The 25,632-nt window shown below is 65.4% G+C and carries 22 protein-coding genes, 2 CRISPR repeat arrays and 1 riboswitch (1 of these 25 only partly in view); of the genes, 7 read left to right on the top strand and 15 right to left on the bottom strand.

From position 1 onward, the window contains the following. Positions 1–95: direct repeats of the CRISPR family, unit length 29 nt; unit sequence GTGTTCCCCACGCCCGTGGGGATGAACCG; it begins 1,526 nt to the left of the window's first position. 172 nt (positions 96–267) lie between these two features. The 3 genes from DIE29_RS14225 to DIE29_RS14235 form a co-directional block, all read right to left on the bottom strand. Then, positions 268–1,353 carry an IS5 family transposase gene (locus DIE29_RS14225; RefSeq protein WP_114650193.1) on the bottom strand — a complete coding sequence of 362 codons (1,086 nt, stop codon included), beginning with the start codon at positions 1,351–1,353 and terminating at the stop codon, positions 268–270. Positions 1,354–1,442: 89 nt separating this feature from the next. Further along, positions 1,443–2,331: direct repeats of the CRISPR family, unit length 29 nt; unit sequence GTGTTCCCCACGCCCGTGGGGATGAACCG. An 88-nt stretch (positions 2,332–2,419) separates the two neighbouring features. Further along, a complete protein-coding gene (gene metH / locus DIE29_RS14230) occupies positions 2,420–6,109 on the bottom strand; it encodes a methionine synthase (protein ID WP_114650194.1) in 3,690 nt (1,229 codons plus the stop codon). A 75-nt stretch (positions 6,110–6,184) separates the two neighbouring features. After that, positions 6,185–6,253: riboswitch (S-adenosyl-L-homocysteine riboswitch) on the bottom strand. Between the two features lie 86 nt (positions 6,254–6,339). Beyond that, positions 6,340–6,912, bottom strand: coding sequence for an outer membrane protein assembly factor BamE (locus tag DIE29_RS14235; protein WP_237269470.1), 573 nt, complete (start codon positions 6,910–6,912; stop codon positions 6,340–6,342). Between the two features lie 263 nt (positions 6,913–7,175). On the opposite strand from DIE29_RS14235, the gene DIE29_RS14240 reads away from it, so the two are divergent. Together DIE29_RS14240 and DIE29_RS14245 are read left to right on the top strand one after the other, a co-directional pair. Then, complete coding sequence (locus DIE29_RS14240) at positions 7,176–8,006, top strand: ABC transporter ATP-binding protein (protein WP_237269471.1); 831 nt, start codon at positions 7,176–7,178, stop codon at positions 8,004–8,006. Next, a complete protein-coding gene (locus DIE29_RS14245; RefSeq protein WP_102042960.1) occupies positions 7,996–8,727 on the top strand; it encodes an ABC transporter ATP-binding protein in 732 nt (243 codons plus the stop codon). Before DIE29_RS14240 ends, DIE29_RS14245 begins: the two co-directional genes overlap by 11 nt. 19 nt (positions 8,728–8,746) lie before the next feature. On the opposite strand, the gene DIE29_RS14250 is transcribed toward DIE29_RS14245, so the two are convergent. The 3 genes from DIE29_RS14250 to DIE29_RS14260 all read right to left on the bottom strand — a co-directional run bounded on the left by DIE29_RS14250 (position 8,747) and on the right by DIE29_RS14260 (position 11,937). Then, positions 8,747–9,976, bottom strand: a complete 1,230-nt coding sequence (locus DIE29_RS14250; RefSeq protein ID WP_114650195.1) for a multidrug effflux MFS transporter — start codon at positions 9,974–9,976, stop codon at positions 8,747–8,749. Positions 9,977–10,094: 118 nt separating this feature from the next. Next, positions 10,095–11,594, bottom strand: a complete 1,500-nt coding sequence (locus DIE29_RS14255; RefSeq protein WP_102042962.1) for a YifB family Mg chelatase-like AAA ATPase — start codon at positions 11,592–11,594, stop codon at positions 10,095–10,097. Positions 11,595–11,682: 88 nt separating this feature from the next. Beyond that, a complete protein-coding gene (locus DIE29_RS14260) occupies positions 11,683–11,937 on the bottom strand; it encodes an accessory factor UbiK family protein (protein ID WP_102042963.1) in 255 nt (84 codons plus the stop codon). Positions 11,938–12,273: 336 nt separating this feature from the next. Here DIE29_RS14260 and DIE29_RS14265 point away from each other — a divergent pair, with 336 nt between their 5' ends. The 3 genes from DIE29_RS14265 (at position 12,274) to DIE29_RS14275 (ending at position 14,754) form a co-directional block, all read left to right on the top strand. Further along, positions 12,274–12,975 (top strand): TorF family putative porin, encoded by a 702-nt coding sequence (locus DIE29_RS14265; protein WP_102042964.1) that lies wholly within the window; start codon positions 12,274–12,276, stop codon positions 12,973–12,975. Between the two features lie 64 nt (positions 12,976–13,039). Next, positions 13,040–13,378, top strand: a complete 339-nt coding sequence (gene glnK / locus DIE29_RS14270) for a P-II family nitrogen regulator (RefSeq protein ID WP_102042965.1) — start codon at positions 13,040–13,042, stop codon at positions 13,376–13,378. Between the two features lie 23 nt (positions 13,379–13,401). Beyond that, a complete protein-coding gene (locus DIE29_RS14275) occupies positions 13,402–14,754 on the top strand; it encodes an ammonium transporter (RefSeq protein WP_102042966.1) in 1,353 nt (450 codons plus the stop codon). Positions 14,755–14,892: 138 nt separating this feature from the next. Here DIE29_RS14275 and purU read toward each other — a convergent pair whose 3' ends face one another. The 3 genes from purU to DIE29_RS14290 all read right to left on the bottom strand — a co-directional run bounded on the left by purU (position 14,893) and on the right by DIE29_RS14290 (position 18,432). Further along, entirely contained in the window at positions 14,893–15,768 is an 876-nt protein-coding gene (gene purU, locus DIE29_RS14280) for a formyltetrahydrofolate deformylase (protein ID WP_102042967.1), read from the bottom strand. An 8-nt stretch (positions 15,769–15,776) separates the two neighbouring features. After that, on the bottom strand, positions 15,777–16,388 hold the full coding sequence (gene thrH, locus DIE29_RS14285) for a bifunctional phosphoserine phosphatase/homoserine phosphotransferase ThrH (RefSeq protein WP_114650196.1): 612 nt from the start codon (positions 16,386–16,388) through the stop codon (positions 15,777–15,779). A gap of 97 nt (positions 16,389–16,485) precedes the next feature. Continuing rightward, a complete protein-coding gene (locus DIE29_RS14290; protein WP_102042969.1) occupies positions 16,486–18,432 on the bottom strand; it encodes an ATP-binding cassette domain-containing protein in 1,947 nt (648 codons plus the stop codon). Between the two features lie 70 nt (positions 18,433–18,502). Between DIE29_RS14290 and DIE29_RS14295 the strand changes: the two genes are divergently transcribed. Then, on the top strand, positions 18,503–19,084 hold the full coding sequence (locus DIE29_RS14295) for a hypothetical protein (protein WP_102042970.1): 582 nt from the start codon (positions 18,503–18,505) through the stop codon (positions 19,082–19,084). A 24-nt stretch (positions 19,085–19,108) separates the two neighbouring features. Here the strand turns inward: DIE29_RS14295 and DIE29_RS14300 are convergent, their stop codons facing one another. Together DIE29_RS14300 and DIE29_RS14305 are read right to left on the bottom strand one after the other, a co-directional pair. Then, positions 19,109–19,750, bottom strand: coding sequence for a 2-hydroxychromene-2-carboxylate isomerase (locus DIE29_RS14300; protein WP_102042971.1), 642 nt, complete (start codon positions 19,748–19,750; stop codon positions 19,109–19,111). Between the two features lie 60 nt (positions 19,751–19,810). Continuing rightward, positions 19,811–20,221, bottom strand: a complete 411-nt coding sequence (locus DIE29_RS14305; protein WP_158640366.1) for a DUF2917 domain-containing protein — start codon at positions 20,219–20,221, stop codon at positions 19,811–19,813. Positions 20,222–20,358: 137 nt separating this feature from the next. Between DIE29_RS14305 and DIE29_RS14310 the strand changes: the two genes are divergently transcribed. Further along, a complete protein-coding gene (locus DIE29_RS14310) occupies positions 20,359–21,258 on the top strand; it encodes a LysR substrate-binding domain-containing protein (protein WP_108080900.1) in 900 nt (299 codons plus the stop codon). 40 nt (positions 21,259–21,298) lie between these two features. Here DIE29_RS14310 and DIE29_RS14315 read toward each other — a convergent pair whose 3' ends face one another. From DIE29_RS14315 to gshA, 4 genes are read right to left on the bottom strand one after another with little or no spacing between them, the layout of a single operon-like run. Further along, complete coding sequence (locus DIE29_RS14315; RefSeq protein WP_114650197.1) at positions 21,299–22,198, bottom strand: DMT family transporter; 900 nt, start codon at positions 22,196–22,198, stop codon at positions 21,299–21,301. Between the two features lie 13 nt (positions 22,199–22,211). Further along, the gene (locus tag DIE29_RS14320; RefSeq protein ID WP_102042975.1) at positions 22,212–23,285 is read right to left on the bottom strand and encodes an FAD:protein FMN transferase; all 1,074 of its coding nucleotides are present in this window, start codon (positions 23,283–23,285) and stop codon (positions 22,212–22,214) included. 2 nt (positions 23,286–23,287) lie between these two features. Continuing rightward, positions 23,288–24,241, bottom strand: coding sequence for a glutathione synthase (gshB, locus tag DIE29_RS14325; protein WP_102042976.1), 954 nt, complete (start codon positions 24,239–24,241; stop codon positions 23,288–23,290). Between the two features lie 4 nt (positions 24,242–24,245). Then, positions 24,246–25,553 carry a glutamate--cysteine ligase gene (gshA, locus tag DIE29_RS14330; protein WP_102042977.1) on the bottom strand — a complete coding sequence of 436 codons (1,308 nt, stop codon included), beginning with the start codon at positions 25,551–25,553 and terminating at the stop codon, positions 24,246–24,248. Positions 25,554–25,632 lie beyond the last annotated feature (79 nt).

The following is a 25,632-nucleotide window of genomic DNA, read 5'->3' on the forward strand; positions in this document are numbered from 1 at the left end:
AGCTGTGTTCCCCACGCCCGTGGGGATGAACCGCGGCCAAGGTAGCCATCCCCGACGATCTGACAGTGTTCCCCACGCCCGTGGGGATGAACCGTCTCATTTTGATCCGCTGATTAACAGGCCGTTGAAAAAGTGGTCACAAAAGCCTCGTACCCTCTGCCAAGAGTCGATTTCGACCGAGCAGGGGCGGTTTTTCGGCCTGCGACAGCCCCTGTTGGGGCCTGCTGCAGGCCCTTTGGCCCACTTCGGGCGCACTGAGCCCGTGTTTCACGCATGATGCGCATCCCACCAGCCACCGATGCAGCCCATGCGTATCAGGTTGTAGGCGGCAAAGCACAGCAGCGCCTGCCCCGCCAACTTGGCGTGCCCGATCAGTTTGGTCTTGGCCAGTCCCCCCACGGTCTTGATCCAGCCAAAGGCCTCTTCGATGCGTTTGCGCACACGCAGGCTCTTGTGGTACCCCGCGTGTCGTGTGGTGCGCGCATCGATGGCCGAGTACTTGCTGCGGGCGGCCACGTGCGGGGTGATGCCAAGCTTGCGGCAGCCCTGCACAAAGGCATGGCAGTCGTAGCCCTTGTCGGCGCCCACGGTTCGTCGGCGGCGCGTGTGTGCCTGGCGCTGCAGCATCTTGAGCGCCGCTTCGCGCTCAGCCGTGCCACTGGCGTGGGTGATTTCGACGTCCACCACGAGTCCGTGGCGGTTGTCCATGAGGATGTGCGCCATATGGCACAGGCGGGACTTGTCACCCTCAGCTTTCTTGAACAGACGCGCATCGGCATCCGTGGTGCTCGTGTGCGTGGCGTTGCTGCGCGACTGGCCTGTGAAGTCCACCGTCGGATTGCGCCCGGGCGGCGTGCTGCTGTCATCGTCCCGGCGCTTGAAACTCTTGTGCGAGGCCCACGCATCAATGAGTGTGCCGTCCACACTGAAGTGTTCGTCGCTGATGAGCCTGGCCCACTCAGCCATGTGTCTGACACGATCGAAGAAGGCGCGTGCCAAGCCTTCGTTGAAGAGACGCTCACGGTTGGCGCTGAAGGTAGAGTGATCCCAGACCTTGTCGTCGATGTTCAGCCCCACGAACCAGCGGTACAGCAGGTTGTAGTCGATGGCCTCAACAAGCAGCCGCTCGCTGCGGATGGAAAAGAGAATTTGCAGCAGCAAGGCCTGGAGCATCTCCGGCGGCACCGACGGGCGACCCGTGCGGGCGTATACCGCCTCGAACTCTTGGTGCATCGTCGCCAGCAGCGCATCGACCACGGCGCGCAGCTTGCGCAGTGGGTGCCTGGCCGGCACACGCTCTTCAAGACTGATGTAGCTGAACATCGCCCCTTGAAAGTTCGGCTTGCCTCTCATCGTCGCTGTCTCGCCTTGGGTCGTCCTCGCAGCTCATATGGTAGCCGCACATGCACGGGAGTTTTTCAACGGCCTGTTAAGGCGATGAGGTGTTCCCCACGCCCGTGGGGATGAACCGCTGGGACGTGCTGATCCCGACCATCCGCAAGGAGTGTTCCCCACGCCCGTGGGGATGAACCGACCCCGCCTTGCGCGACCCGGCTGTGGGCACGCGTGTTCCCCACGCCCGTGGGGATGAACCGGCGGATTGGCTTGTGACCGGGGCCAACGCGAGCGTGTTCCCCACGCCCATGGGGATGAACCGCCCAGGCCCGCATTGCAGCGGTAGCGGATGCCGTGTTCCCCACGCCCGTGGGGATGAACCGGCCGCGCGCGCGTTGCCGTCACCTATGACTGGCGTGTTCCCCACGCCCGTGGGGATGAACCGACTTCTGGACCGAGTTTCAGACCAATCAGCTCGTGTTCCCCACGCCCGTGGGGATGAACCGGCGTGGGCGCAGTTCGACAACTTCCGGCGGGCGTGTTCCCCACGCCCGTGGGGATGAACCGCCTTCAGCAAAGACCCTCAAGAGCAGCAGCTCGTGTTCCCCACGCCCGTGGGGATGAACCGTCGATCGGACGCGCCGGGCGCTCTAGCCCCAAGTGTTCCCCACGCCCGTGGGGATGAACCGCGGGCCGCGCCTGGCGCACGCGCATCATCTACCGTGTTCCCCACGCCCGTGGGGATGAACCGCGCTCGGCCTCCACCGTGGTGGATATTCGGGAGTGTTCCCCACGCCCGTGGGGATGAACCGAGGCTGCGGCAAAATCTCCCTCCACGCGTGATGTGTTCCCCACGCCCGTGGGGATGAACCGGCATCGAGTAGGTGCGTCATCACCTCCGGCAGGTGTTCCCCACGCCCGTGGGGATGAACCGTCATGCGCCGTCGCACGCAATGCGGGCACGGCCGTGTTCCCCACGCCCGTGGGGATGAACCGCCATACTGGCGGCGCAGGTTTGGTGACGCTCAATGCCGCGGCGGCGATGTGCGCCAAGGGGCCGATTGCACCGACCTGGATGTTGGACTCATAGCAACGGCGCCAACCATTTGCGCGCAGCCTCCAAGCTCAGGCCGGTGCGCTTGGCCCAGTCCTGCAATTGGTCTTCGCCGATTTTGCCGATGGCAAAGTAATGGCTTTGCGGATGGGCAAAGTAAAAGCCGGCAACACTTGCCGCGGGGGTCATGGCCATGGCTTCGGTGAGCCCCATGCCGGCGTGGGTCGGGGCGTCGAGCAACTGAAAGAGCGCGGCTTTGACCGTGTGGTCCGGGCAGGCGGGGTAGCCGGGGGCAGGGCGAATGCCGCGGTATTGCTCTTTGATCAGCGCGGCATTGTCGAGCTGCTCGTCGGCAGCATACCCCCAGTATTCCTTGCGCACACGCTCGTGCAGCCACTCGGCGCAGGCTTCGGCCAAGCGGTCGGCCAGGCTTTTGAGCATGATGGCGTGGTAGTCGTCGTGGGCGGCCTCGAATTCGGCTAGTTTGTGCTCGATGCCCAGTCCGGCAGTCACTGCAAAAGCGCCGATCCAATCACGCACGCCGGATTGCTTGCTGGCGATGAAATCGGCCAGGCACCAGTGGGGTTTGCCCGGCGGGCGTTGGTGCTGCTGGCGTAGGCCATACCAAGTCATGATTGGATGGCTGCGCGACTCATCGCCGTAGAGCTCGATGTCGTCGCCGACACTGTTGGCGGCAAACAGGCCGAACACCGCCTTGGCCTGCACCCATTGGCCGGCGATCAGCGCCTCCAGCATGGCCTGGGCGTCACGGAACACGTTGCGCGCGGTCTCACCGACCACCGGGTCGTCGAGAATTGCCGGAAAGCTGCCCGCCAGGTCCCAGGTTTGGAAAAACGGCCCCCAGTCGATGTAGTCGCGCAGCGTATCGAGCGCCACATCCAGCGCGATCACGCCGGTGGTGTTGGGCTCGGGCGGCAGATAGCCTTCCAGCGAGAGCGCATCGAACGCGTTGGCGCGCGCCGCTTCCAGGCTCACCAGCGCCACGCCCTTCTTGTTGGCGTGCTGGGCGCGGATTCTGTCGTAGTCGGCAGCAAGCTGCGCCTTGAACTCGGCTGCACCGGTCTCGGACAGCAGAGCTGTGACCACGCCCACCGCGCGCGAAGCGTCCGGCACATAGACCACCGGCTGCTGGTAATGCGGGGCGATTTTGATCGCGGTATGTGCCCGGCTGGTGGTGGCCCCACCGATCAGCAGGGGGACATCGAAGCCCTGGCGCTGCATTTCGGCCGCCACATGGCTCATTTCCTCCAGTGAGGGGGTAATCAGGCCGGACAGGCCGATGGCTTGTGCGCCATGTTCGCGCGCGGCATGAAGGATTTTTTCGGCCGGCACCATCACGCCCAGGTCGATTACCTCATAGCCGTTGCAGCCCAGCACCACACCGACGATGTTTTTGCCAATGTCGTGCACGTCGCCCTTCACGGTGGCGATGACGATGCGGCCCTTGGTGGTGGAGCCGGTGCGCAGTTTTTCCGCTTCGATGAAAGGGATCAGGTGGGCGACGGCTTGCTTCATGACGCGGGCGGACTTCACCACCTGGGGCAGAAACATCTTGCCGGCGCCAAAGAGATCGCCGACCACGTTCATGCCCGCCATCAGCGGACCTTCGATCACGCACAGCGGCGGCTTGCCAGCAGCTTCGAACTTGGCCCGTACTTCCTCGGTGTCCTCCACCACGAAGTCGGTAATGCCTTTGACCAGCGCGTGCTTGAGGCGCTCTTCCACCGGCAGCGCGCGCCAGGCGAGATCCGGGCCGCTGTCTCGGGTCTTGCCCTCTTTTACGCTTTGGGCGAATTCCACCAGCGCTTCACCGGCGCCGGGGTGGCGGTTGAGCACCACGTCCTCGACCTTGGCGCGTAGCGTGGGGTCGAGTTCGTCATACACCCCCAACATGCCGGCATTGACGATGCCCATGCTCAAGCCGGCGCGGATGGCGTGATACAAAAACACGGTGTGGATGGCTTCGCGCACCGTGTCGTTGCCGCGGAAGCTGAACGATACGTTGGATACCCCGCCGGAGGTTTTGGCATGCGGCAGGTTGGCATGAATCCAGCGCACCGCTTCGATGAAATCGACCGCGTAGTTGTCGTGCGCTTCGATGCCGGTGGCAATGGCAAAAATATTGGGGTCGAAGATGATGTCTTCGGCCGGAAAACCGATGCCAAGTAAAAGGTCATAGGCGCGCCGGCAGATTTCGATTTTGCGCGCGAAGGTATCCGCCTGACCTTTTTCGTCGAAGGCCATGACGATCACCGCCGCGCCATAGCGCCGGCACAAACGCGCCTGACGCAAAAACTCGCGCTCGCCCTCCTTCAACGAGATGGAATTCACCACGCCCTTGCCCTGGATGCATTTGAGGCCGGCTTCGATGACCTCCCACTTGGACGAATCCAGCATGATCGGCACACGCGCAATGTCCGGCTCGGCGGCGATGAGCTTGAGAAAGCGCTCCATGGCGGCCTTGGAGTCCAGCATGGCCTCGTCCATGTTGATATCGATGATCTGGGCGCCGTTATCCACCTGCTGACGGGCCACGGCCAGCGCGTCATCGAAACGACCTTCCAGAATCATGCGCGCAAAAGCGCGCGAGCCGGTGACATTGGTGCGCTCGCCAACGTTGACGAACAAGGCATCTTTGCCAACGTTGAAAGGCTCCAGGCCGGACAAGCGCAGCTTTTTTTCGATCACCGGCAGCGTGCGCGGGGCAATGCCTTCGACTGCGCGGACAATGGCGGCAATATGGGCCGGGGTGGTGCCGCAGCAGCCACCGAGGATGTTGACCAACCCGGCGCGCGCCCATTCGGCCACCGCGGCGGCCAACTGCTCCGGGGTCTCGTCGTAGCCGGTGGGCGCCAGCGGATTGGGCAGTCCCGCGTTGGGGTGGGCGGAGACAAAGGTGTCGCACACCGTGGAGAGCTCTTCCACATAGGGGCGCAGCTCCTTGGCACCGAGCGCGCAGTTCAAGCCAAAGGAAAGCGGGCGCGCGTGCGCCAGCGCATTCCAGAAGGCTTCGGCGGTCTGCCCGGAGAGCGTGCGCCCGGAGGCGTCGGTGATGGTGCCGGAAATCATCACCGGCAGGCGGCAGCCCAGATCGTCGAACAGTTTTTCGATGGCAAACACCGCCGCTTTGGCGTTGAGGGTGTCGAAAACGGTTTCGATCAACAGCAGATCCGCGCCGCCTTCGATCAGTCCGCGCGCGGCATGGTAGTAATCGTCAGCCAGCGTGTCGAATTCGATGTTACGGTAGCCGGGGTCGTTGACATCCGGGCTGATCGACAGTGTGCGCGATGTCGGCCCCAGCACGCCGGCGCAATAGCGCGGCTTGGCCGGGTTCTTGGCGGTGAATTCGTCGCATAGCTCGCGCACCAGACGGGCAGCGGCCACATTGAGCTCGTATGCGAGATCGGCCATACCGTACTCGGCCTGCGACACCCGGGTAGCGTTGAACGAGCAGGTTTCGATGATGTCCGCGCCGGCTTCAAGGTAGGCGCGGTGAATCGCGCCAATGACATCCGGACGGGTGAGCACCAACAGATCGTTGTTACCCTTGAGGTCCTTGGGGTGATCCAGAAAGCGCGTGCCGCGGTAATCGCCTTCGCCCAGTTTGTATTGCTGGATCATGGTGCCCATGCCGCCATCCAGAATCAGGATGCGGCGGGCCAGTTGCTGGCAAAGTTCAAAGCTGCGGTCGGCTTGCATCGTGGGGCCTCATCGATTCGGGTCTATTCCCCGGCGCGGCGCCGCAAAAGCAAACGGCGCAGCAAACCCGTGGTTGGTTTGCGAGCGCCGTTGTTCGGTTGCCGAGCCTGGCCCGTCGGTCGGGTCGCAGCGCTCCTCGGCAAGGCCGCGATTCTACGGAGGAAAACACCGGGTGTCGAGGCAACCGGGCTTCACGTGGCGCGCTTGCTACCAACCGGCCCCGGGGCGCCTTACCAGCCCCAACCCCAGAACGGATGAGGATAGAGATAGCCCCAGCGCGGATGCCAATACGGGCCCCACGGGCCCACCCAATACCCGCCACCGCGGCTCAGCCTCATCACCCAGCCATCGCGTGGATATTCATGGGTGCGACTGGTACGCACCACTTTGCCGTCGACAAAATGCACATTGAAGTTGGTGGCGATCAAATCGATGGACTCTTTGGGGATGTTCCAGTCCCACACCTCCTCGCCAGAGAGCGCAAAGCGCTGTACCGAGCGGTATTGGCCAAGCAAGCGGCGAACTTCGTCCTGGGTCATACCCGGTTTGACCCGGGCAAGGTTATCTTCGGCCAGCGCATTCCATTGCCGCCGCACCGCGCCGGAGGCGTCGACCTCCACCATCAGGCAAGTGGTGCCATAGGGCTGGGTGGAAAACTCCAGCACCGTGCTGCCGTCCGGGTTGGGCCAACGCGCGCTGGGCTGACCGCGCTCGGCCAGCACCTCGGCTTCCGATGTATAGGCGCGCGGCGGCGTAAAGACTGCGCATCCACCCAGCGTCAGACTGAGCAGCATCGTCAGCATGCAAAGTAAATGTCGCGCATGAAGCGAAGTTGGGGTGTTCATCGGCTCGGAACCTCGACTGTGGGCCATCTGCACCCGTATGGCATCTGCGCAGGCGGCCGGCGGTTTGCCCCGCTGGCGCGGCCCGCGACGCACGCTGACCGTGCGACGCTTGGCCAGTGAATCGACGCGCCGGGGCCACTGTTAGAATCGCACCCAGCCCGGCGCACTGCAAGACCCCGCCGGTATGCATTTGCAACCGTCCGCCCGGGAGAACGCCGGTCTTGAACGATTCAGCCGCCCCGCCCAAGCCGACCGCCCCCCTGCCACACCCGGCGCCGCCGGTGCCGCTGCTGCAGGCGCGCGGGGTGAGCCGGCGCTACGGTGGCATTTGCGCCTTGGACGATGTGTCGCTGGATATCCACCGCGGCGAGATTTTTGCGCTGATCGGTCCGAACGGCGCGGGTAAAACCACCTTTTTCGACATTCTTACCGGCTTTTGCATGCCTGACGCCGGCGGCATGGTTTTCGACCGACGAGTGTTGCCGCACGGCCAACCGCATTTGACCTGTGCGCGCGGCATTGCGCGCAGTTTCCAAAACATCCGCCTGTTCGACGAGCTCAGCGCGCTGGACAACGTGCTGGTCGGCGCGCACCACCGGCTGCGCGCCGGTATCTGGGACGCCTTGCTGCGCAGCCGACGAACCCGGCAGGAAGAGGCTGCCGCCGCCGCGCGCGCGCGCGCACTGCTCGATGAGGTCGGCCTGGGCGCACAGGCCGACACCCGCGCCGACGCCCTGAGTTATGGTGACCGGCGGCGCCTGGAGATTGCCCGCGCGCTGGCGGCCGAACCGCTGCTGCTCGCCTTGGACGAGCCGGCTGCGGGTATGAACGCGCGCGAGACCGCGGCCTTGGCCGCACTGATCGCGCGCATCCGCGACCGCGGCATCACGGTGCTGCTGATCGAGCACGACCTGACGCTGGTGATGACGCTTTGCGACCGCGTGGCGGTGCTGGAGGCCGGGCGCAAGATCGCCGACGGTCCCCCCGCGGCCGTGCAAAACGACCCTGCGGTGATCGAAGCCTACCTGGGGCGCGCTCGCCATGCACGCTGAACAGCCATTGTTTTTGCTCACCCTGTCCGGGGTGCACATCGACCACGGCCGCCAGCGCGCGGTGCATGGCATCGATCTGGCGCTCAACGAGGGCGAGGTGGTCAGCCTGATTGGCGCCAACGGCGCCGGCAAAAGCACCACGCTGGCTGCAATTGCTGGCGTGCTGCCGGTGGCCGGCGGCGAAATCCGCTACGCCGGTCAAGCCATCCAACACTGGCCCGCCCACCGACGTGTGCGCCACGGGCTGGTATTGGTGCCCGAAGGTCGCGGCTTGTTCGCCCGCCTGACGGTGGCCGAAAACCTGCGATTGGGCGCCTACACCCGCAACGATGCCCAGGCCGTGGCCGCAGACCTGGAACGCGTGCTGGACTGGTTGCCACGCATCCGCGAGCGCTTGCGCCAGCCCGCCGGCACCTTGTCGGGTGGCGAGCAACAGATGCTGGCCATCGGCCGCGCCCTGCTCGCCCGCCCCCGTGTGCTGCTGCTCGACGAACCCTCGATGGGGCTGGCGCCGCGCTTGGTCGACGCCTTGTTCGAGCTGATCGAAACGATCGCGCGTAGCGGCGTCAGCATCTTGCTGGTGGAACAAAACGCCGGCCTGGCACTGGAGCTCTCACAGCGCACCTACCTGATGGCCAACGGACTGATCGCCCGCTCTGGCACGGCCGCGGCGTTGCGCGACGACCCCGCGGTGCGTCGCGCCTATTTGGGCGAACCGTAAGACGCCTGCGCGGTTGGAGTCACGACGGCCTGCCCCTGCCCGCAGCGTCGACGCCCACGCCGGCCAAGCGCGCAGCGCGCCGGCTCCACAGCACAAAAGCCAACAAGCCGAGCGCGACATAGACACTCATCCCCAGCGCAAGGGTGAGCGGGCTCGCCCACAACAGCGGCACCACCAAGCCTGCACTGAGCGCATTGACGCCCACTTGCACGAAGCTCTGGCAACTTGCCGCCATGCCGCGACGCTGCGGGAAGAGGTCCAACGCCAACAAAGTCAGGCTGGGCATGGCCAGCGACATGCCGAAGTTATAGATCATCACCGGCAGCACCGAGGCCGGCAACGCAGGCGGCAGCCATGCGGCATGCACCACATTACCCAGCCCCGCCGCCAGCATCACCGCAAAACCGGCCGCGATGGTGCGCGGCGCCGACCAGCGACCGGCCAGCCGGCCGGAAGCCCAGGAGCCGCCCATCATGCCCACCACCGCGGGCACGAACAACCAACCAAAATCCAGTGGCCCAAGACCAAGGTGCTGCACGATGAACACCGGCGCCGACAACACGTAGACGAAAAATCCATTGAAATTGAGCGCCACGGCCAACGCCAGCAGGATGAAAGCCAGGCTGGAAAACACCGCCCAATAAGCGCGCGCCAGCCGTAAGGGCGAAAGCGGTTGGCGGGCATGCCGGGGCAGCGTTTCGGGCAGGAAACGCCAGGTCATCCAGGCCAACGACAGGCCAAACAGTGTCAAAAAGACAAACACCGACCGCCACCCGGCCAGCGCCAGCAGCGCACCGCCGACCAGCGGTGCCACGGCCGGGGCAACGCCGAAAATGAGCATCACCCGCGACATCGAGCGCTGCGCCTGCGCGCCGTCGTAGACGTCGCGGATCACCGCGCGCCCGACCACCATGCCCGCCCCGGCGCTCATGCCTTGCAGGGCACGGCCGATCCACAGCCATTCGATGGACTGTGCCAGCGCACACACCAGCGAAGCCGCGGCAAACAAGCTCATCGACACGATGATCACAGCGCGCCGCCCGTAGCAGTCGGACAGCGCCCCGTGCCACAACGACATGAACGCGAAGGTCGCCATGTAGGCAGTCAGGGTTTGCTGCACTTGCAGCGCGCTGGCGTCCAAGGCCGCGCCAATGGCCGGAAAGGCCGGCAAGTAGGTGTCGATCGAAAACGGACCGATGGCGGCTAGCGCCGCGAGCAACGCGGCCAGCCAAGGAGAAGCGGTGGGCATGAAGGAAAACCTGGACTGCGGCCGGCACCCAGCCCGCGCGGCAAGGGCGGCAAAAGATAACAATGATACGCGCTCAGACCAGGTTCCACGCGGGCACAGCCATGACTGCCAGCGGGTTTTAAGCGCTTTCAAAGCCTCGGCGGTACTGAATCGCCTCGGCCACGTGGGCGGCCGCAATGCGGCTGGCGCCGGCCAGATCGGCTACGGTGCGGGCCACCCGCAGGATGCGGTGATACGCCCGGGCCGACAGCCGCAGTCGCACAATCGCCTGTCGCAGCAGCGCTGCAGCAGCCTCATCGGGCTGGCAATAGGTCTCGATCTGGGCTTCGTCGAGTAGGCTGTTGGGCACGCCCTGACGCGCTTGCTGCAGCGCCAGGGCACGGGCGACGCGCTCGCGCACCACGGCGCTGGCTTCGCCAGCCGGGCGCGCCATCAGCACCTCCTCATCGATGACCGGCACCTCCACCCGCAGGTCGATGCGGTCGAGCAAGGGGCCGGACAAGCGCGCCCGGTAGCGTGCCACCTGATCCGGGGTGCACGTACAGCGGCGCACCGGGTGTCCGGCGTAGCCGCAAGGGCATGGATTCAGGGCTGCCACCAATTGGAAGTGCGCCGGGAACACCACCCGCCGGCGGGCGCGTGAGATGGTGACGATACCGGTCTCCAGCGGTTCGCGTAGCGCCTCCAATGCACGGCGGTCGAATTCCGGCAGCTCATCCAGAAACAGCACGCCGTTGTGCGCCAATGAGATTTCGCCTGGGCGTGGATGACTGCCACCGCCGACCAGCGCGGCTACCGAGGCCGAATGATGCGGACAGCGTATCGGTCGTTGCCGCCACGAGGCCGGATCGAAGCCTCCGTCGAGCGACTGCAGCGCCGCGCATTCCAACGCCTGGCGCTCGTCGAGCAGCGGCAACAGTCCGGGCAGGCGGCGCGCCAGCATGGATTTGCCGGTGCCAGGCGGGCCGTACATCAGCAACGAATGCTGTCCGGCGGCGGCCACTTCCAAGGCCCGGCGGGCCTCGTGCTGTCCTTTGACATCGGCCAGATCCGGCCCGCTAGCGTGCCCAGACACCGCCAGCTCCGCGCGCTGTGGCGTCAGCGCCTGATGGCCGTTCAGATGGGCACAAACCTCCAGCAGACTGACCGCCGGCAGCACTTTGGCATGACGGGCGAGCGCGGCCTCGGCGGCATTGGCGGCTGGCACCACCAACGCCCGTCCGGCTTCGCCCGCCTGCAGGGCGGCGGCCAACGCACCGCGCACCGGGCGCAGCTCACCGGTCAGCGACAACTCGCCGATGAATTCATGATGGGCCAGGGCCGCACCGTCGACCTGCCGAGAGGCGGCAAGAATGCCGAGCGCGATCGGCAGGTCGAAGCGGCCGCCTTCTTTGGGCAGATCGGCAGGCGCAAGATTGACCGTGATGCGCCGCTGCGGGTATTCGAACTGCGAGGTGGCAATGGCCGCACGCACCCGTTCGCGCGCTTCGCGCACCTCGGCGTCAGGCAATCCGACCAGCGAAAAACCCGGCAGGCCGTTGGCCAGATGCGCTTCGACGATGACCTGGGGCGCGCTCATACCGTCCAGAGCGCGCGTGTGGACCAGGGCCAGAGACATGCACGGGGCTCCCTCTTGCAGAAGAGGGCAAGTCTAACCCAAAGTCATCGATAAATGACTAAGGCATGACCTTGGCGGCCAAAACCGATCAGCCTTGGTCGTTACGGCCTTCGAGACGGGCTTCGAGCGCGGCAACCCGCGCTTCGAGTTCGGCCAGACGGCGTGTGGCCTGGGCCAGGATTTCACGCTGCACCTCGAACTCTTCGCGGGTGACCAGATCGAGCTTGGCAAAGGCGCTGCCAAGCAGAGCACGCACATTTTTTTCGATGTCGCGTGCAGGGCTTGCAGCGGCGATTTCGGCGAGCTTGGCGCCGATGTCGTCGAGGATACGGGGAGTGCTCATGGCCGTTTTCGCTGGCAAAGAGGGGAAACCGCAAGAAGTTTAGCACGCGCCATACAGCGCACCGCGCGCGAGCGCGGCAGCGACCCGACGCCCATCAGCCCCGGCCGGGGCCGGAACACACGAACCGCCCTTTTGGTGCCCCCTTTTAGGTGCATTGCACCAAAACGGTGCATCGCGCCCAAACCGGGCAGACTCGACTGCCTGCAACAAGCCTGTATGGATCCGCAATATGTCCTCATCTATTTGTTAATCCAGCGTTTTCTGCCCGGGGCGGGAAACTGGCACGGCGTGTGCATATGCTGCATTGCGAAAAACTGCCTTCCCAAGGAGAAAACCATGCACCATCGCATCATCGCTTCTGCCCTGACTGCGGCCCTGCTCGGCGCCGGCAGCGCTTTTGCCGAAGACAGCCCGTTTTCGGCCAACGTGAGCATCGTCTCCGACTATGCCTATCGCGGCTGGAGCCAGACCAATGAGCGTCCGGCGCTGCAAGGCGGTTTCGACTTCGCCCACGACAGCGGCTTTTACGTCGGCGTATGGGGTTCGAACGTGTCCTGGCTGTCGGATGCCGACCCGGACGTGAGCAACAGTCTGGAACTGGACATCTATGCGGGCTACACCATGGAACTGGGCCCGATCGGCGTGGATATCGGCCTGTTGCAGTACTACTACCCGGGCAGCTATCCCAAGGGCTTCAACGACCCGGACACGCTGGAAGGCTATGTGGGCCTGTCCTGGGAGTTTCTGTCGTTCAAGTATTCGCATTCCTTTACCGATCTGTTCGGCTTTGAAGACTCCAAGAACAGCCAGTACTACGATCTTTCCGCCGCCTATGAGGTGACCGACGGCCTGACGCTAGAGGCGCACTATGGCTATCAGCGTATCGAAGGCAGCGGCAACGACGACTACAAAGACTGGAAAGTCGGCGCCACGTATTCGGCCGGCGGCTTCGATTTTGGCTTGCATTATGTCGATACCGATGTCGATGACGACCTGGCCGACGGCCGCGTCATTTTGTCGGTGAGCCGCGCGTTCTAAGCCTCTAACGCCTTTGCCCGCGCCCGGGGCGCCGGCCGCCCCGGCCGGGCGACTGGAGACAGCCATGAAATTCATTACTGCGATCATCAAGCCTTTCAAGCTCGACGAAGTGCGTGAGGCGCTCTCGGCCATCGGCGTACAAGGGATCACCGTCACCGAGGTCAAGGGCTTCGGCCGCCAAAAGGGTCATACCGAGCTCTACCGCGGCGCCGAGTACGTGGTCGACTTCCTGCCCAAGGTCAAGATCGAAGCGGCCATCCGCGCCGACATCCTCGACCAGGCCATCGAAGCGATCGAAAAAGCGGCCTCTACCGGAAAGATCGGCGACGGAAAAATCTTCGTTTTCGATCTGGAACAAGCCATCCGCATCCGCACCGGCGAAACCGGCACGGACGCGCTGTGAGTCATTACAGGGAGCAGACAATCATGAAAAGACTGTTCGCAAGCCTGCTGACGGCCCTGGTCGTCGGTTTCGCGGGCGGCGCTGCCGCGCAGGACGCCCCGGTTGTCGCCGAAGCGGTCGCAGCCGCCGCCGAAGCGGCCCCGGTGGTGGTCGACAAAGGCGACGTGGCCTGGCTGATGACCGCCACCTTGCTGGTGCTGTTCATGGCCCTGCCCGGCCTGGCGCTGTTCTATGGCGGCATGGTGCGCGCCAAGAACATGCTGTCGGTGCTGATGCAGGTCATGGTGGTGTTCTCGATGGTCGCCGTGCTGTGGGTGATCTACGGCTACAGCCTGGCCTTCACCGAATCGAGTCCGTTCATCGGTTCGCTGGACAAGATCTTCCTGTCCGGGGTCACCATCGATTCGCTGGCCGACACTTTCACCGACAACGTGAAGCTGCCGGAATTCGTCTTCGTCGCCTTCCAGGCCACCTTCGCCGGCCTGACCTGCGCGCTGATCGTGGGCTCGTTTGCCGAGCGCATGAAGTTTTCCGCGGTGCTGCTGTTCTCGGCGATCTGGTTCACCTTCTGCTATCTGCCGATCGCGCACATGGTGTGGGGTCCGGGCGGCTACCTGCTCGAAGACGGCGCGCTGGACTTTGCCGGCGGCACCGTGGTGCACATCAACGCCGGCGTGGCGGGCCTGGTGGGCGCCTACATGGTAGGCAAGCGCATCGGCTTTGGGCGTGAGTCCATGGCGCCGCATTCGCTGACCTTGACCATGGTGGGGGCTTCCATGCTGTGGGTGGGTTGGTTCGGCTTCAACGCCGGCTCCAACCTGGAAGCCACCTCCGGCGCCGCGCTGGCCTTCATCAACACCCTGGTGGCCACTGCCGCCGCGGTGCTGAGCTGGTCGCTGGGCGAGGCGATGTTCAAGGGCAAGCCTTCGATGCTGGGTGCGGCCTCGGGCGCGGTGGCCGGCCTGGTGGCCATCACCCCGGCCTGCGGCTCGGTGGGCCCGATGGGCGCGCTGATCCTCGGCCTGCTCGCCGGCTTCATCTGCCTGTGGGGGGTCAACGGCCTCAAGCGCATGCTGGGCGCGGACGACTCGCTGGACGTGTTCGGCGTGCATGGCGTAGGCGGCATCCTCGGCGCCATCCTTACCGGGGTGTTTACCGCGCCGATGTTCGGCGGCACCGGCGGCGAGGATTTCTCCATCGCCAGCCAAGTGTGGATCCAGACCTGGAGCGTGATCGTGACCATCGTCTGGTCCGCCGTGGTGGCCTTCATCGGCTACAAGATCGCGGATCTGTTCATCGGCCTGCGTGTGCCGGAAGAAGAGGAACGCGAGGGTCTGGACATTACCGCCCACGGCGAAACCGCCTACCACCACTGAGCGGGCCTCTCCTCCCCGCCTGAAGTGGAACGGGCGCCCCCTTCGCGGGGGCGCCCGTTTTTTGTGGTCATCCGGCAAGATAACGCGCCATGACCGACGGTCGCGCGGCAGCGCATCCGGCCGAGGCAGGCCAAAGCACTAGCGGAACACGATGGTCTTGTTGCCGTGCAATAGCACCCGGTCTTCCAGGTGGTAACGCAGGCCGCGGGCGAGCACGGTTTTTTCGATGTCCTTGCCGTAGCGCACCATGTCTTCGACCGAATCGGAATGGTCGATGCGGATGACATCCTGCTCGATGATTGGCCCCTGGTCGAGTTCGGCGGTCACGTAATGGCAAGTTGCGCCGATCAGCTTCACACCCTTGGCCCAAGCCTGGTGATAGGGCTTGGCGCCGACGAAACTGGGCAAAAAGCTGTGATGGATGTTGATGATGCGCCCCGGATACGCCGCACACAGTTCGGGCGAAAGAATCTGCATGTAGCGCGCCAACACCATGGTGTCGCCGCGCACTTCCTCGAAAATGCGCTGCACTTCGGCGTAGGCCGCGGCCTTGTTGTCGGCGGTGACCGGTACATGGTGAAAGGCGATGCCGTGCCACTCGACGAACCCACGGAAATCGTCGTGGTTGGAAATCACGCAGGGAATTTCGACATCGAGCTCCTTGGATTGCCAGCGCGCAAGCAAGTCATACAGGCAATGCTCTTGGCGGCTGACCAGGATGACCACGCGCTTTTTGACCGCCGAGTCGGTGATCTTCCAGTCCATCTGCAACGCTTGGGCCAGCGGGCGGAAGCGCTCGCGGAATTCGGCCAGATGGAAAGGCAATGAATCGGCGCGGATTTCGATGCGCATGAAGTAGCGCCCGACCGCCTCGCCGTCACGCGGCGGTTCGGCATGCAGCGCGGTTTCCAGAATCCAGCCTTGGTGCTCGGCAATGAAACCCGAGACCCGGGCGACGATGCCGACGCGGTCCGGGCAGGAGGCCGACAAGGTGTAGTAGCGGGTGCGATGCATGGCGCAGCTCAACCGATGCGGGCAAAGGCTTGGTCGATGGCGGCGCGCAGCACGGCGTAATCGCGCACCACCGGATACTGCGGGAACTCGCGCACCACATTTTCCGGCGGACGGAACAGGATGCCGCCATGCGCTTCGCCCAGCATCGCGGTGTCGTTGTAAGAGTCGCCGGCAGCCACCACCTTGAAGTTCAGCTCCTTGAAGCGGCGTACCGCTTCGCGCTTCTGATCGGGCATGCGCAAGCGGTAATTCACCAGAATGCCCTCGGCATTGGCTTCCAGGCTGTGGCAAAACAGCGTTGGCCAGCCAAGCTGACGCATCAGCGGGTGGGCGAACTCGTAGAAAGTGTCTGACAAGATCACCACCTGGTAGCGCTCGCGCAGGCTGTCCAAGAACTCGCGTGCGCCGGCCATCGGCCCCATGCCGGCAATCACCTTTTGGATGTCCGGCAGGCCCAGGCCCTTGGCCGCCAGCAGATCCAGGCGGTATTTCATCAACGTATCGTAGTTGGGTTCGTCGCGGGTGGTGCGACGCAGTTCCGGAATGCCGGTGCGCTCGGCAAACTCGATCCAGATTTCAGGAACGAGCACGCCTTCGAGGTCAAGACAGACGATCTGCACAGTAGGGCCTTTGTCGAACAGAAATGGCGGAAACAGCCGCGCATTCTATCATCCACGCCAGCGCTCCTCCCCGGCCGGCGCGGTAGGCCATGCGGATTCAGTCGTCGCTCTCTGCCAAGGCGTCCAGCGCCTCGGCCAGTTCCAGCCAACGCAGTTCGGCCGCTTCGATCTGCGCGGCCAGCTCGGCTTGTCGGCGAGTCAGGGTTTGCAACTGGGCCGGGTCCGGGTTGGCGTAGAAGGCCGGGTCGGCCAGACGGGCGTCGAGCAGTTGTTTTTCGCCCTGCCAGGCGGCGAGCTTGCGTTCGAGTTGTTCGCTTTCCTTGACCAGCGGGCGGCGGGCAGCGAGCCGCGCCTGACGGTCGGCCGCGGCCTGGACACGTTCGGCGCGCCGCGCGGCCTTGTCGGCGGCGCGGTCAGGGCATTGGGCTGCGGCCGCAGCCTGGGCGCGACGTTCCGCCAGCCAGTCGCAATAATCGTCCAGGTCGCCATCGAAGGGCTGCACCCGGCCGCCATCGACCAGCAGGAAGCGGTCGCAGGTGGCGCAAAGCAGCGCGCGGTCGTGGGAGACCAGCACCATGCCGCCTTCGTAGTCCTGCAGCGCCAGCGTCAGCGCATGGCGCATTTCCAGGTCGAGGTGGTTGGTCGGTTCATCCAGCAGCAACAGGTTGGGCCGGCGCCAGATCAGCAGGGCCAGCGCCAGGCGCGACTTCTCGCCGCCGGAAAAGCTGCCGCAGGGCGCGGTGGCCGGGGTGGCGGTGCCGCCCACACCGTCGCCGCGGAAATCGAAGCCACCAAGGTAGTCGCGCAGGTCCTGTTCGCGCGCCGCCGGATCGAGGCGCATCATGTGCTGCAGGGGCGATTCATCCGGGCGCAGGGTTTCCAACTGGTGCTGGGCAAAGTAGCCGATGGCCAGTCCCTTGCCTTCGCAGCGCCGGCCGGCGGCCAGGGCGAGCTGGCCGGCAAGCAGTTTGATCAGTGTGGACTTGCCCGCGCCATTGCGCCCCAGCAGACCGATACGCTCGCCGGGGCGCAGGGTGAGCCCGAGGCCGGAAAGAATAGGCTCGTCGCCATAACCCACCGCGCCGTCCTCGATGGCGAGCAATGGGTCGGGCGCCGGCGGGGCGTCACGGAAACGAAAGGTGAAGGGGGTATCGACATGCGCCGCGGCGACGCGCTCGATGCGTTCCAGCGCCTTGATGCGGCTTTGCGCCTGGCGCGCCTTGGTGGCTTTGGCGCGGAAGCGGCGGATGTAGTTCTCGATGTGGGCAATCTCGCGCTGCTGCTTGGCAAACAACTGCTGCTGCTGGGCCAGGCGCTCGGCGCGCTGGCGCTCGAAATCCGAGTAAGCACCGGAATACAGCGTCAGGCGGCGCTGTTCCAGATGGGCGACGTGGCTCACACAGGCGTCGAGGAACTCGCGGTCGTGGGAGATCAGCAGCAGGGTGCCGCGGTAATCGCGCAGCCACTGTTCCAGCCAGATCACCGCGTCGAGATCGAGGTGGTTGGTGGGTTCATCCAACAGCAACAAATCGGAGCGGCACATCAGCGCCTGCGCGAGGTTGAGCCGCATCCGCCAGCCGCCGGAAAAATCTGCCACCGGGCGCGCCAGATCGGCGGGCAGAAAGCCCAGACCATCGAGCAAGGCAGCCGCGCGGGCGCGCGCGGCGTAGCCGCCGATTTCCTGCAGACGGGCGTGCAATTCGCCAATGCGTGCGCCATTGGCGGAGTCGTGGTGGGCCTCGAGGCGGGCGAGCTCGTCCTCGATGCGACGCAACTCGGCGTCGCCATCGAGCGTATAGTCCAGTGCCGAGCGGCTCAGGGCGGGGGTTTCCTGCGCTACATGGGCGATCACCCAGGCGGCCGGCATCTCCAGCTCGCCGCGCTCCGGGTGCAATTGGCCGCGCAGCAAAGCAAACAGGCTGGACTTGCCGCTGCCATTGGCTCCGGTCAAACCGACCCGCCAGCCGGGGTGGATCTGCAAAGAGGCGTTTTCCACCAAAAGCTTCGCGCCACGCGCGAGCGACAAATTTCGAAACTGGATCACGTCAGCGCTTCAATGTGCAAAGGCGTTATTCTACGCATCCATCCCTGCAAGCTTGGAACGCATCCAGCCGATGCAAAACCCTTATCCGCTCTCAGCGGCCTTCGCCCTCACTTGCCTGCTTGCCGCCGGCGCGCCCGCGCGGGCTGAGTCCGCGGCCGAGCGCCTGAATGACGAGGCCAAGGCGATCCTACAGGCCGCGGACGCCCGCTTTGCCGCCGATCAGGCGCAGTGCTACGAGCGCTTTCAGGTCAATCGCTGCCTGGACCAAGCCAAAGAGGCCCGCCTGGAGGCGGTTCGCCGCGCCCGCGCGCTGCAAGCCGAAGCCCGCCGCCTGAAGTTGGCCGAACGCCAACAGCGCGTCGCCGAACGGGGTACGCAAGCGGGCGCTGCGGCCATCGAGCCGGCCGCCCCCACCAGCGCGCCGCAGCCAGCCCTGATTGACCCGGCGGCTCAGACCGTGCGCCAACAACGCGCTGCCGAGGGCGCCCAGCGACAAGCCGAGGCCGACGCAGCACGCGCGCAAAAGGATGCGGAGCGCGCTGCGCAACGCGCCGAGGCCGAAGCCGCGGCAGCGAAACGCGCTGAAAAGGCCGCCCGCGATCGCGCCCGGTACGAAGAAAAGATCCGCCGACACGAAGCCCCAAAGCAGTGAGCGCCCGCCAGGTACCGGCGCCGCTCAGGCAGAGTCTGCGCTCGGCGGATGTGCAAGCGCCCAGGCCAGCGCATCTTCGAGCCGGTCGTTGCCCCAGAACAATTCCTCACCCACCCGAAAACTCGGCGCGCCAAACAGGCCGATCTCCGCCGCGCGCTCGGTTTGCACCCGCAACGCCTGTTTGTTTTGTGGCGTCTCAGCCTGCACCAGAATGTCATCGACCGGCAAGCCGAGCGCGCCGAGCAGATCGGCGATCACCCGACGGTCGCCGATGTCGCGGTCCTCGGCAAAGTTGGCCTGCATTACCGCACGGGAAAACGGTGCCACCCAGCCCCCATCCACCCCCACCAGCGCCACCCGCGCGGCCAACAGACCGTTGCGCGGAAACTGGCTGGGCAAGCGGAACGGCAAGCCGTATTTATCCGCCAGCCGAGCCAGATCGCGCCACATATAGCGCCCTTTGGGCGGATAAATGTTGAACGGCGAATCGTTCCAGCCCAGGGCCATGAACACCGGCCCGAGCAGGAAGGGCCGCCAGCGCACTTCCACCCCGGCCGCCGCGGCAGCCGCTTCGATACGCATGACCGCAAGATAGGAATAGGTGCTGGCAAACTCGTACCAGAATTCCAGCCGCGCACCGCTGCGCTGCGTTGTGTGTCCAGACATGGTCGTTCTCCTGGTGTTGCGCTGCTCCACGGCGGAGCCTACCACCCACGCCGGCAGGCGTTATCCGGAATCGCGCGCCGCGCTGCCAACCCCGTATGGGCGTTGGCGGGTATTGCACATTGCAGCAGGCGACGGCAGCCTGACGAGGCGCCCGGCCAGCGCCCGCGTGACCGCGCTGCCGGTGCGCGGGTCCAGCCAGCCGGCCAACCGTGTCAGCAGGCCGCGGCGTGGCGTCGGGCTCGCGCTGCGCAAGGTCAACACCGCGCCATGGCGGCTCCCCATCACGACTGCGGTAGGCAGCTCGAGTACGAAAGACTGCCCGGCTTTGAGTACGATGTCACGCTCATCGCCGTACTGGGTAATCCATACGCAGCCACGAAGACAAATCACTTCGGTTCCAGCCGCATCGCTAATCAGTCGCGGTGCATGGGGCGCGATCTGCCAAGTGGTGATCTCAGCGTGGGTGTCCATGGTCAGACCTCCTCTGTCGAACAGGGGCGCCGCCGTGGCCGGAAAGCGGCCCGGACCGATTGCCCTTGCATGCAGTATCGTCATCCACTACGCTGCCAACAAACGGTCTTTTTTCATTCAATGGATGCGTTTAATGCATGGATAGCACGCTGCGTCAGCTCCCCCCGCTCGATCCGTTGCGCGGCTTCGTCGCCGCCGCGCGCCATCTATCCTTCACCCGCGCGGCCGCAGAGCTGTGTCTAACCCAGTCGGCCATCAGCCGCCAGATACAGACGCTGGAAAATGCGCTGGGCGTGGCGCTGTTCGTGCGTGGGGTGCGCAGCCTGCAACTGACCGCCGCGGGCGCACGTCTGGCGGCCGCTGCCGAAGGCTGGCTGGCCGAGTATGGACGCTTGGCGCATGCGCTGCGCCAGCCCGGCGAGCGCCCGGTCACGGTGACCGCATCGATCGGCATCTCTGCGCTATGGCTGGTGCCCCGCCTGCGTGAATTCCAGCAACGTCATCCAGCCACCGAAGTGCGCATTGCCGCGGGCAACCGCATCGTGGATCTGGCCCGCGAGGACATCGACCTGGCGCTGCGTTACTGCGCCGACCATGACGCACCGCCGCAGGCGATCAGGCTGTTTGGCGAGACGGTGCTGCCGGTGGGCCACCCTTCCATTGCCGCCGGGCTGACGCTGACCGCCGAAACCCTGCCGCAGCTCACCCTGCTGGACTACGATGAGCCCGGATACCCGTGGCTAGGTTGGGAGCATTGGCTGGCAGCCATCGGCCTGGAGGGCGTGCGGCCGCGTGCGCGCATTGGTTTTTCGCATTACGACCAACTGATCCACGCGGCCGCGACCGGGCATGGACTGGCCATCGGCCGGGCGGTGCTGGTCCAGCCGCTGATCGAAGACGGCCGGCTGATGCCGGTCGGCGCGCGACAAGTGGCCGTGCCCGGCCGCGGCTTTTGGCTGGTACCGGCGCCGCGGCCGATGCGTCCGGAGGTCGAACGCTTCGCCCAATGGATAGTGGAATGCGCCGCGGCCCGGTAGCCGCGCGTCCGACCGCGCCGACACGCCGCAACACAGCCCTTCAGCGGCCGGCAGAGCCCGGCCGGTTGGCTATCCAGATGCCTAGGCCGACCAGCCCGAGCGCGGCCCAAACCGCCGGAGTCAGCGGCTCGGCCAGCAAGAGGCCGCCGGCCAGCACGCCGAGCACCGGGGTAAGAAAGGAAAATGCGCTCAGCCGGGTGGCCGGGTAGTGACGGATCAGCCAGAACCAGCCCAGATAGCTGGCAGTGGCGACGATGAGCACCTGGAAGGCGAGGCTGGCCCACACCATGGCCGAGGGTGCAAAGATGCCGGACTCGCCGCGCGCCACTGCCAACGCCGGCAACACCAGCGCGGACACCGCCAACTGGTAGATCAGCATTTTCTCGGCGCTGGCGCGCGCCAACACCGTGGCCTTGACCGTGAGCGTGGTCGCCGCCCAGAACATTGCCGCCAGAAAGATCAGCAGATCGCCGATCCACGCATCGCCCGCCAGGCCGACGAGGTTTTCCCCAAACAGCACCAGCACCCCGGCAAAGGCCAGCGCCATGCCGGCCCACTGGGCGGGCCGCATGTGCTCGTGCGGCAACAGCCAGACCGCGCCGAGGGCGACGAAAAAGGGCGCGGTATAGAGAAAAATCACCCCGCGCGAGGCGGTGGTGTATTCCAGGCCCACAAAGATCAGCGCAAACTCCCCGGCAAACAACAATCCGGCGAGCAGGCCCGCACCCAGCGTGCCATCGGTCTCGAACAGGCGCACCCGGCGCAGGCGGGCCCAGGCGAACACCAGCACGGTGGCACCGATCGAGCGCAGCGCGGCCTGCCACAGCGGCGAAATGCCGGCGCTGCCGAATTTGATCGCCACCTGTTGCACACCCCAGATGGTGCAAAACAACACCATCAGGCCGACAGCGGTACGGTCGAGCTGGCTCTTTGGGGGCATGGTCAGCCGCGTGTCAGTCAACCACCGCGTCGGCCTGGCTGCCCGGCACCCATTGCAGGCGGGCACGCAGGGCGCGGGTGACTTCCACCCGGCCATCGGCGGCCACCCGCAGGGCGTGGTCGATACCAAAACGGCGGGTGTATTCGCGCCAGCGCTCGCCGGCAATGAAAGCCGGTTTGCTGGGACCATCGGAGAGCACGCCGGCGTGTGGGCGCGGAGTCACCAGGATGGTGAGCGCCTGGGTGCCCTGCGCCGGATATCCGCTGCGCGGATCGATCAGATGGCAGTAACGCCGGCCGTCTAGCTCGAAGTAACGCTGGTAATCGCCCGAAGTGCCGACCGCCTCGCCATCGTAGAGCGGCAAGGTGGCAAGCGGGCGCGGCTCGCGCGGGTGCTGGATACCGATGCGCCAGGGCTGTTCGCCCTTGCTGCCCAGGGCGATGATGTTGCCGCCGATATTGACCAGCGCATTGGCAATGCCCATCTGGCGCAAGATGGCCGCGGCGCGGTCGAGCGCATAGCCCTTGGCGTAGCCGCCCAGATCGATCTGCACCATACGGTTGCGCGAGGACACGGTGCGCCCGTCGATGACCAGATCGGCCATGCGCGGCGCCGCGTCGATTACCGCCTGCAGCTCGGCAGGGTCGGGCACCACCGGAGCGAACTCGTCCTTGTGAAAGCCCCACAGCGCGATCAGGCGGCCCAGCGCCGGGTCGAAGAGTTCGTCGCCGGTGGCCGCCATCGCCTGCGCATCGCGCAGCATAGCGGCAAGCTCCTCGGACACTTCCATACTCTCGCCGCGGGCCAGGGCCTCGTTCAGACGGGTGAGCTCGGATGGCTGCCAGGCGTGGTAGGCGGCGTGCAGGCGGTCGAACTCGCGCAGCACCGCATCCATGGCGCGGCGCGCTGCCGCCGGATCGTTGCCATACACCGACACATCCACCCGGGTGCCGAACACATAGGCTTCCTGCCGATGCACTTCATTGCGCGCGCAGCCGCCCAGCGCCAGCGCGCAGACGAGTAGCAGCAGAAATGGGGACAGACCCCATTTTCGGAAAACGAAAATGGGGTCTGTCCCCGGTTTCATCCTCACCGGCAGGCCTCTTCCAGCTTATCGACGAACAGCGCCGGCACATCGAAGCCGGTCTGCGCGGTGATTTCCACGAAGCAGGTGGGGCTGGTGACGTTGACCTCGGTGAGGTGGCCGCCGATCACATCCAGGCCCACCACCATCAGCCCGCGCGCCCATAGCAGCGGGGCGAGCGTGCCGGCGATCTCGCGTTCGCGCTCGGTGAGCGGCATCGCCACCCCGCGCCCGCCGGCGGCCAGGTTGCCGCGCGTCTCGCCGGTCTTGGGGATGCGCGCCAGGGCATAGGGCACCACCTCGCCGCCGATGATCAGCACCCGCTTGTCGCCTTCGCGGATGGCCGGCAGGTAGCGCTGGGCCATGATGGTGCGTGCGCCCTCGTGGGTCAGCGTCTCGACGATCACGTTGCGGTTGGGGTCGTCGGCGCGCACCCGGAAGATCTGGCTGCCGCCCATGCCGTCGAGCGGCTTCAAAACCACATCGTCCAGTTCGTCGATGAACGCATGGATCTCGGCCGCATCGCGCGCCACCAGAGTGGTCGGGGTAAATTGCGCAAACTCGGTGATCGCCAGCTTCTCGGAGTGATCGCGGATCGCCCGCGGTGCGTTGAACACCCGCACACCTTGCGCGACTGCACGCTCCAACAGCCAGGTGGCGGCGACGTACTCGAAATCGAAGGGCGGGTCCTGCCGCATCACCACCGCGTCGAACTCGTGCAGGGCGACGCTCGCCCAGTCGCCGGCCTGGTACCAGTGCTGCTCGCCGGCCTGCGGAACGATGCGCAAGGCACGCGCATACACCTGCGCATCGCGCCAGGCCAGGGCCTCGCGCTGGATGGTCCAGATCTCGTGGCCGCGGGCGGCGGCCGCGCGCATCATGGCGATGCTGGAATCCTTGTAAGCTTTGAGCGCGGCGAGCGGGTCGACGATGAAAGCCAGGCGCAAACGCTTATTCATGGCCTCAACCCAGCGCCGCCAGTTCGACGATATCGGCCGCTGGCGCGGTCTCCTCGATCTCCACCGCAGCCGCCAGCAGCGCCAGGCGCGCCACCACCCCATAGGCGTAGAAGCGGTTGGGCGGCGCGTCCGGACCTTGCGCGCTATCCGGCAGCGTGCAGCAGGTCTCGAAGGCCAGCGGCTTGAAGTGCATGCCCGGGGCGTTAAGGTTCTCGTCGCGCCCGCGCTCGGTGTGCACACGGTAGAAGCCGCCCACCACGTAGTGGTCCATCATATAGACCACCGGCTCGGCCACCGCGCCTTCCACGGTCTCGAAGGTGTGCACGCCTTCCTGGATGATCACCTCGTGCACCTCCAGTCCTTCCTTGACCACCGCCATTTTGTTGCGCTGGCGGCGGTTGAGACCAACCACCTCGGAGGCGTCCTTGACCGTCATCACCCCCATGCCGTAGGTGCCGGCATCGGCCTTGACCACTACGAAGGGTTCGTCTGTGACGCCGTATTCCTTGTATTTGTCGCGGATGCGGGCAAGCAGCGCATCCACCTGCGCAGCCAGGCATTCCTCGCCGGTGCGCTCCTGGAAGTTGATCTGGCCGCACACGCCGAACTCGGGGTTGATACGCCAGGGGTCGATGCCGATGGCGGTGGCGAACTCGCGCGCCACGCGGTCATAGCAGGCCGCATGGCGGGACTTGCGGCGTGTATGCCAGCCAGCGTGCAGCGGCGGGATCAGCCATTGGTCTTCCAGCCCCTGCAATATGGCCGGCACACCGCCAGACAGGTCGTTGTTGAGCAATACCGCGCAGGGGTCGAAACCGTCCAGGCCTAGCCGCCCGCCCCGGCGCTGCAAAGGCTCCAGGGTGAGGGTGGCGCCGTTGGCCAGTTCCAGCACCGTGGGCTCGGTGATGTCCGGCAACAGTGAGCCGATACGCACATTGAGCCCGGTCAGACGCAGAATGGACACCAGCTTGGCGACGTTTTGCAGGTAGAACTGGTTACGGGTGTGGTTTTCGGGGATCAGCAAGAGGCTGCGCGCATCCGGGCAGATGCGCTCGATGGCCGACTGAGCGGCCTGTATGCACAGTGGCATGAAGGCGTCGTTGAGGTTGTTGAAACCGCCCGGAAAGAGGTTGAGATCCACCGGCGCGAGCTTGAAGCCGGAATTGCGCAGATCGGTGGAGCCGTAAAAGGGCGGCCGGTGCTCTTGCCACTGCACACGCAGCCACTGCTCGATATCGGTGGCTTTGTCCAGAAAGGTTTTTTCCAGCTCCAGCAGAGGGCCGGTCAAAGCGGTGGTGAGATGGGGAACCATAGAGGCTGCTCTCGGCAAAAATGCCGCGGGCGGGTGCGCCGCGGCAATTGTTTTCGGCCAATGTTACACCAAGGCCCGG

Origin of the sequence: Pseudothauera hydrothermalis, from assembly GCF_003345255.1 — a bacterium.
GTDB lineage: Bacteria > Pseudomonadota > Gammaproteobacteria > Burkholderiales > Rhodocyclaceae > Pseudothauera > Pseudothauera hydrothermalis.

What these genes read in the sequence shown, in the direction of transcription:
- gshB (WP_102042976.1), bottom strand. Translation starts at nt 24,241, where the DNA reads ATGAATAAGCGTTTGCGCCTGGCTTTCATCGTCGACCCGCTCGCCGCG.
- gshA (WP_102042977.1), bottom strand. Translation starts at nt 25,553, where the DNA reads ATGGTTCCCCATCTCACCACCGCTTTGACCGGCCCTCTGCTGGAGCTG.
- DIE29_RS14310 (WP_108080900.1), top strand. Translation starts at nt 20,359, where the DNA reads ATGGATAGCACGCTGCGTCAGCTCCCCCCGCTCGATCCGTTGCGCGGC.
- DIE29_RS14300 (WP_102042971.1), bottom strand. Translation starts at nt 19,750, where the DNA reads ATGTCTGGACACACAACGCAGCGCAGCGGTGCGCGGCTGGAATTCTGG.
- DIE29_RS14305 (WP_158640366.1), bottom strand. Translation starts at nt 20,221, where the DNA reads ATGGACACCCACGCTGAGATCACCACTTGGCAGATCGCGCCCCATGCA.
- DIE29_RS14265 (WP_102042964.1), top strand. Translation starts at nt 12,274, where the DNA reads ATGCACCATCGCATCATCGCTTCTGCCCTGACTGCGGCCCTGCTCGGC.
- glnK (WP_102042965.1), top strand. Translation starts at nt 13,040, where the DNA reads ATGAAATTCATTACTGCGATCATCAAGCCTTTCAAGCTCGACGAAGTG.
- DIE29_RS14315 (WP_114650197.1), bottom strand. Translation starts at nt 22,198, where the DNA reads ATGCCCCCAAAGAGCCAGCTCGACCGTACCGCTGTCGGCCTGATGGTG.
- DIE29_RS14255 (WP_102042962.1), bottom strand. Translation starts at nt 11,594, where the DNA reads ATGTCTCTGGCCCTGGTCCACACGCGCGCTCTGGACGGTATGAGCGCG.
- purU (WP_102042967.1), bottom strand. Translation starts at nt 15,768, where the DNA reads ATGCATCGCACCCGCTACTACACCTTGTCGGCCTCCTGCCCGGACCGC.
- DIE29_RS14245 (WP_102042960.1), top strand. Translation starts at nt 7,996, where the DNA reads ATGCACGCTGAACAGCCATTGTTTTTGCTCACCCTGTCCGGGGTGCAC.
- DIE29_RS14225 (WP_114650193.1), bottom strand. Translation starts at nt 1,353, where the DNA reads ATGAGAGGCAAGCCGAACTTTCAAGGGGCGATGTTCAGCTACATCAGT.
- DIE29_RS14260 (WP_102042963.1), bottom strand. Translation starts at nt 11,937, where the DNA reads ATGAGCACTCCCCGTATCCTCGACGACATCGGCGCCAAGCTCGCCGAA.
- metH (WP_114650194.1), bottom strand. Translation starts at nt 6,109, where the DNA reads ATGCAAGCCGACCGCAGCTTTGAACTTTGCCAGCAACTGGCCCGCCGC.
- DIE29_RS14295 (WP_102042970.1), top strand. Translation starts at nt 18,503, where the DNA reads ATGCAAAACCCTTATCCGCTCTCAGCGGCCTTCGCCCTCACTTGCCTG.
- DIE29_RS14250 (WP_114650195.1), bottom strand. Translation starts at nt 9,976, where the DNA reads ATGCCCACCGCTTCTCCTTGGCTGGCCGCGTTGCTCGCGGCGCTAGCC.
- DIE29_RS14235 (WP_237269470.1), bottom strand. Translation starts at nt 6,912, where the DNA reads ATGCTGACGATGCTGCTCAGTCTGACGCTGGGTGGATGCGCAGTCTTT.
- DIE29_RS14275 (WP_102042966.1), top strand. Translation starts at nt 13,402, where the DNA reads ATGAAAAGACTGTTCGCAAGCCTGCTGACGGCCCTGGTCGTCGGTTTC.
- DIE29_RS14320 (WP_102042975.1), bottom strand. Translation starts at nt 23,285, where the DNA reads ATGAAACCGGGGACAGACCCCATTTTCGTTTTCCGAAAATGGGGTCTG.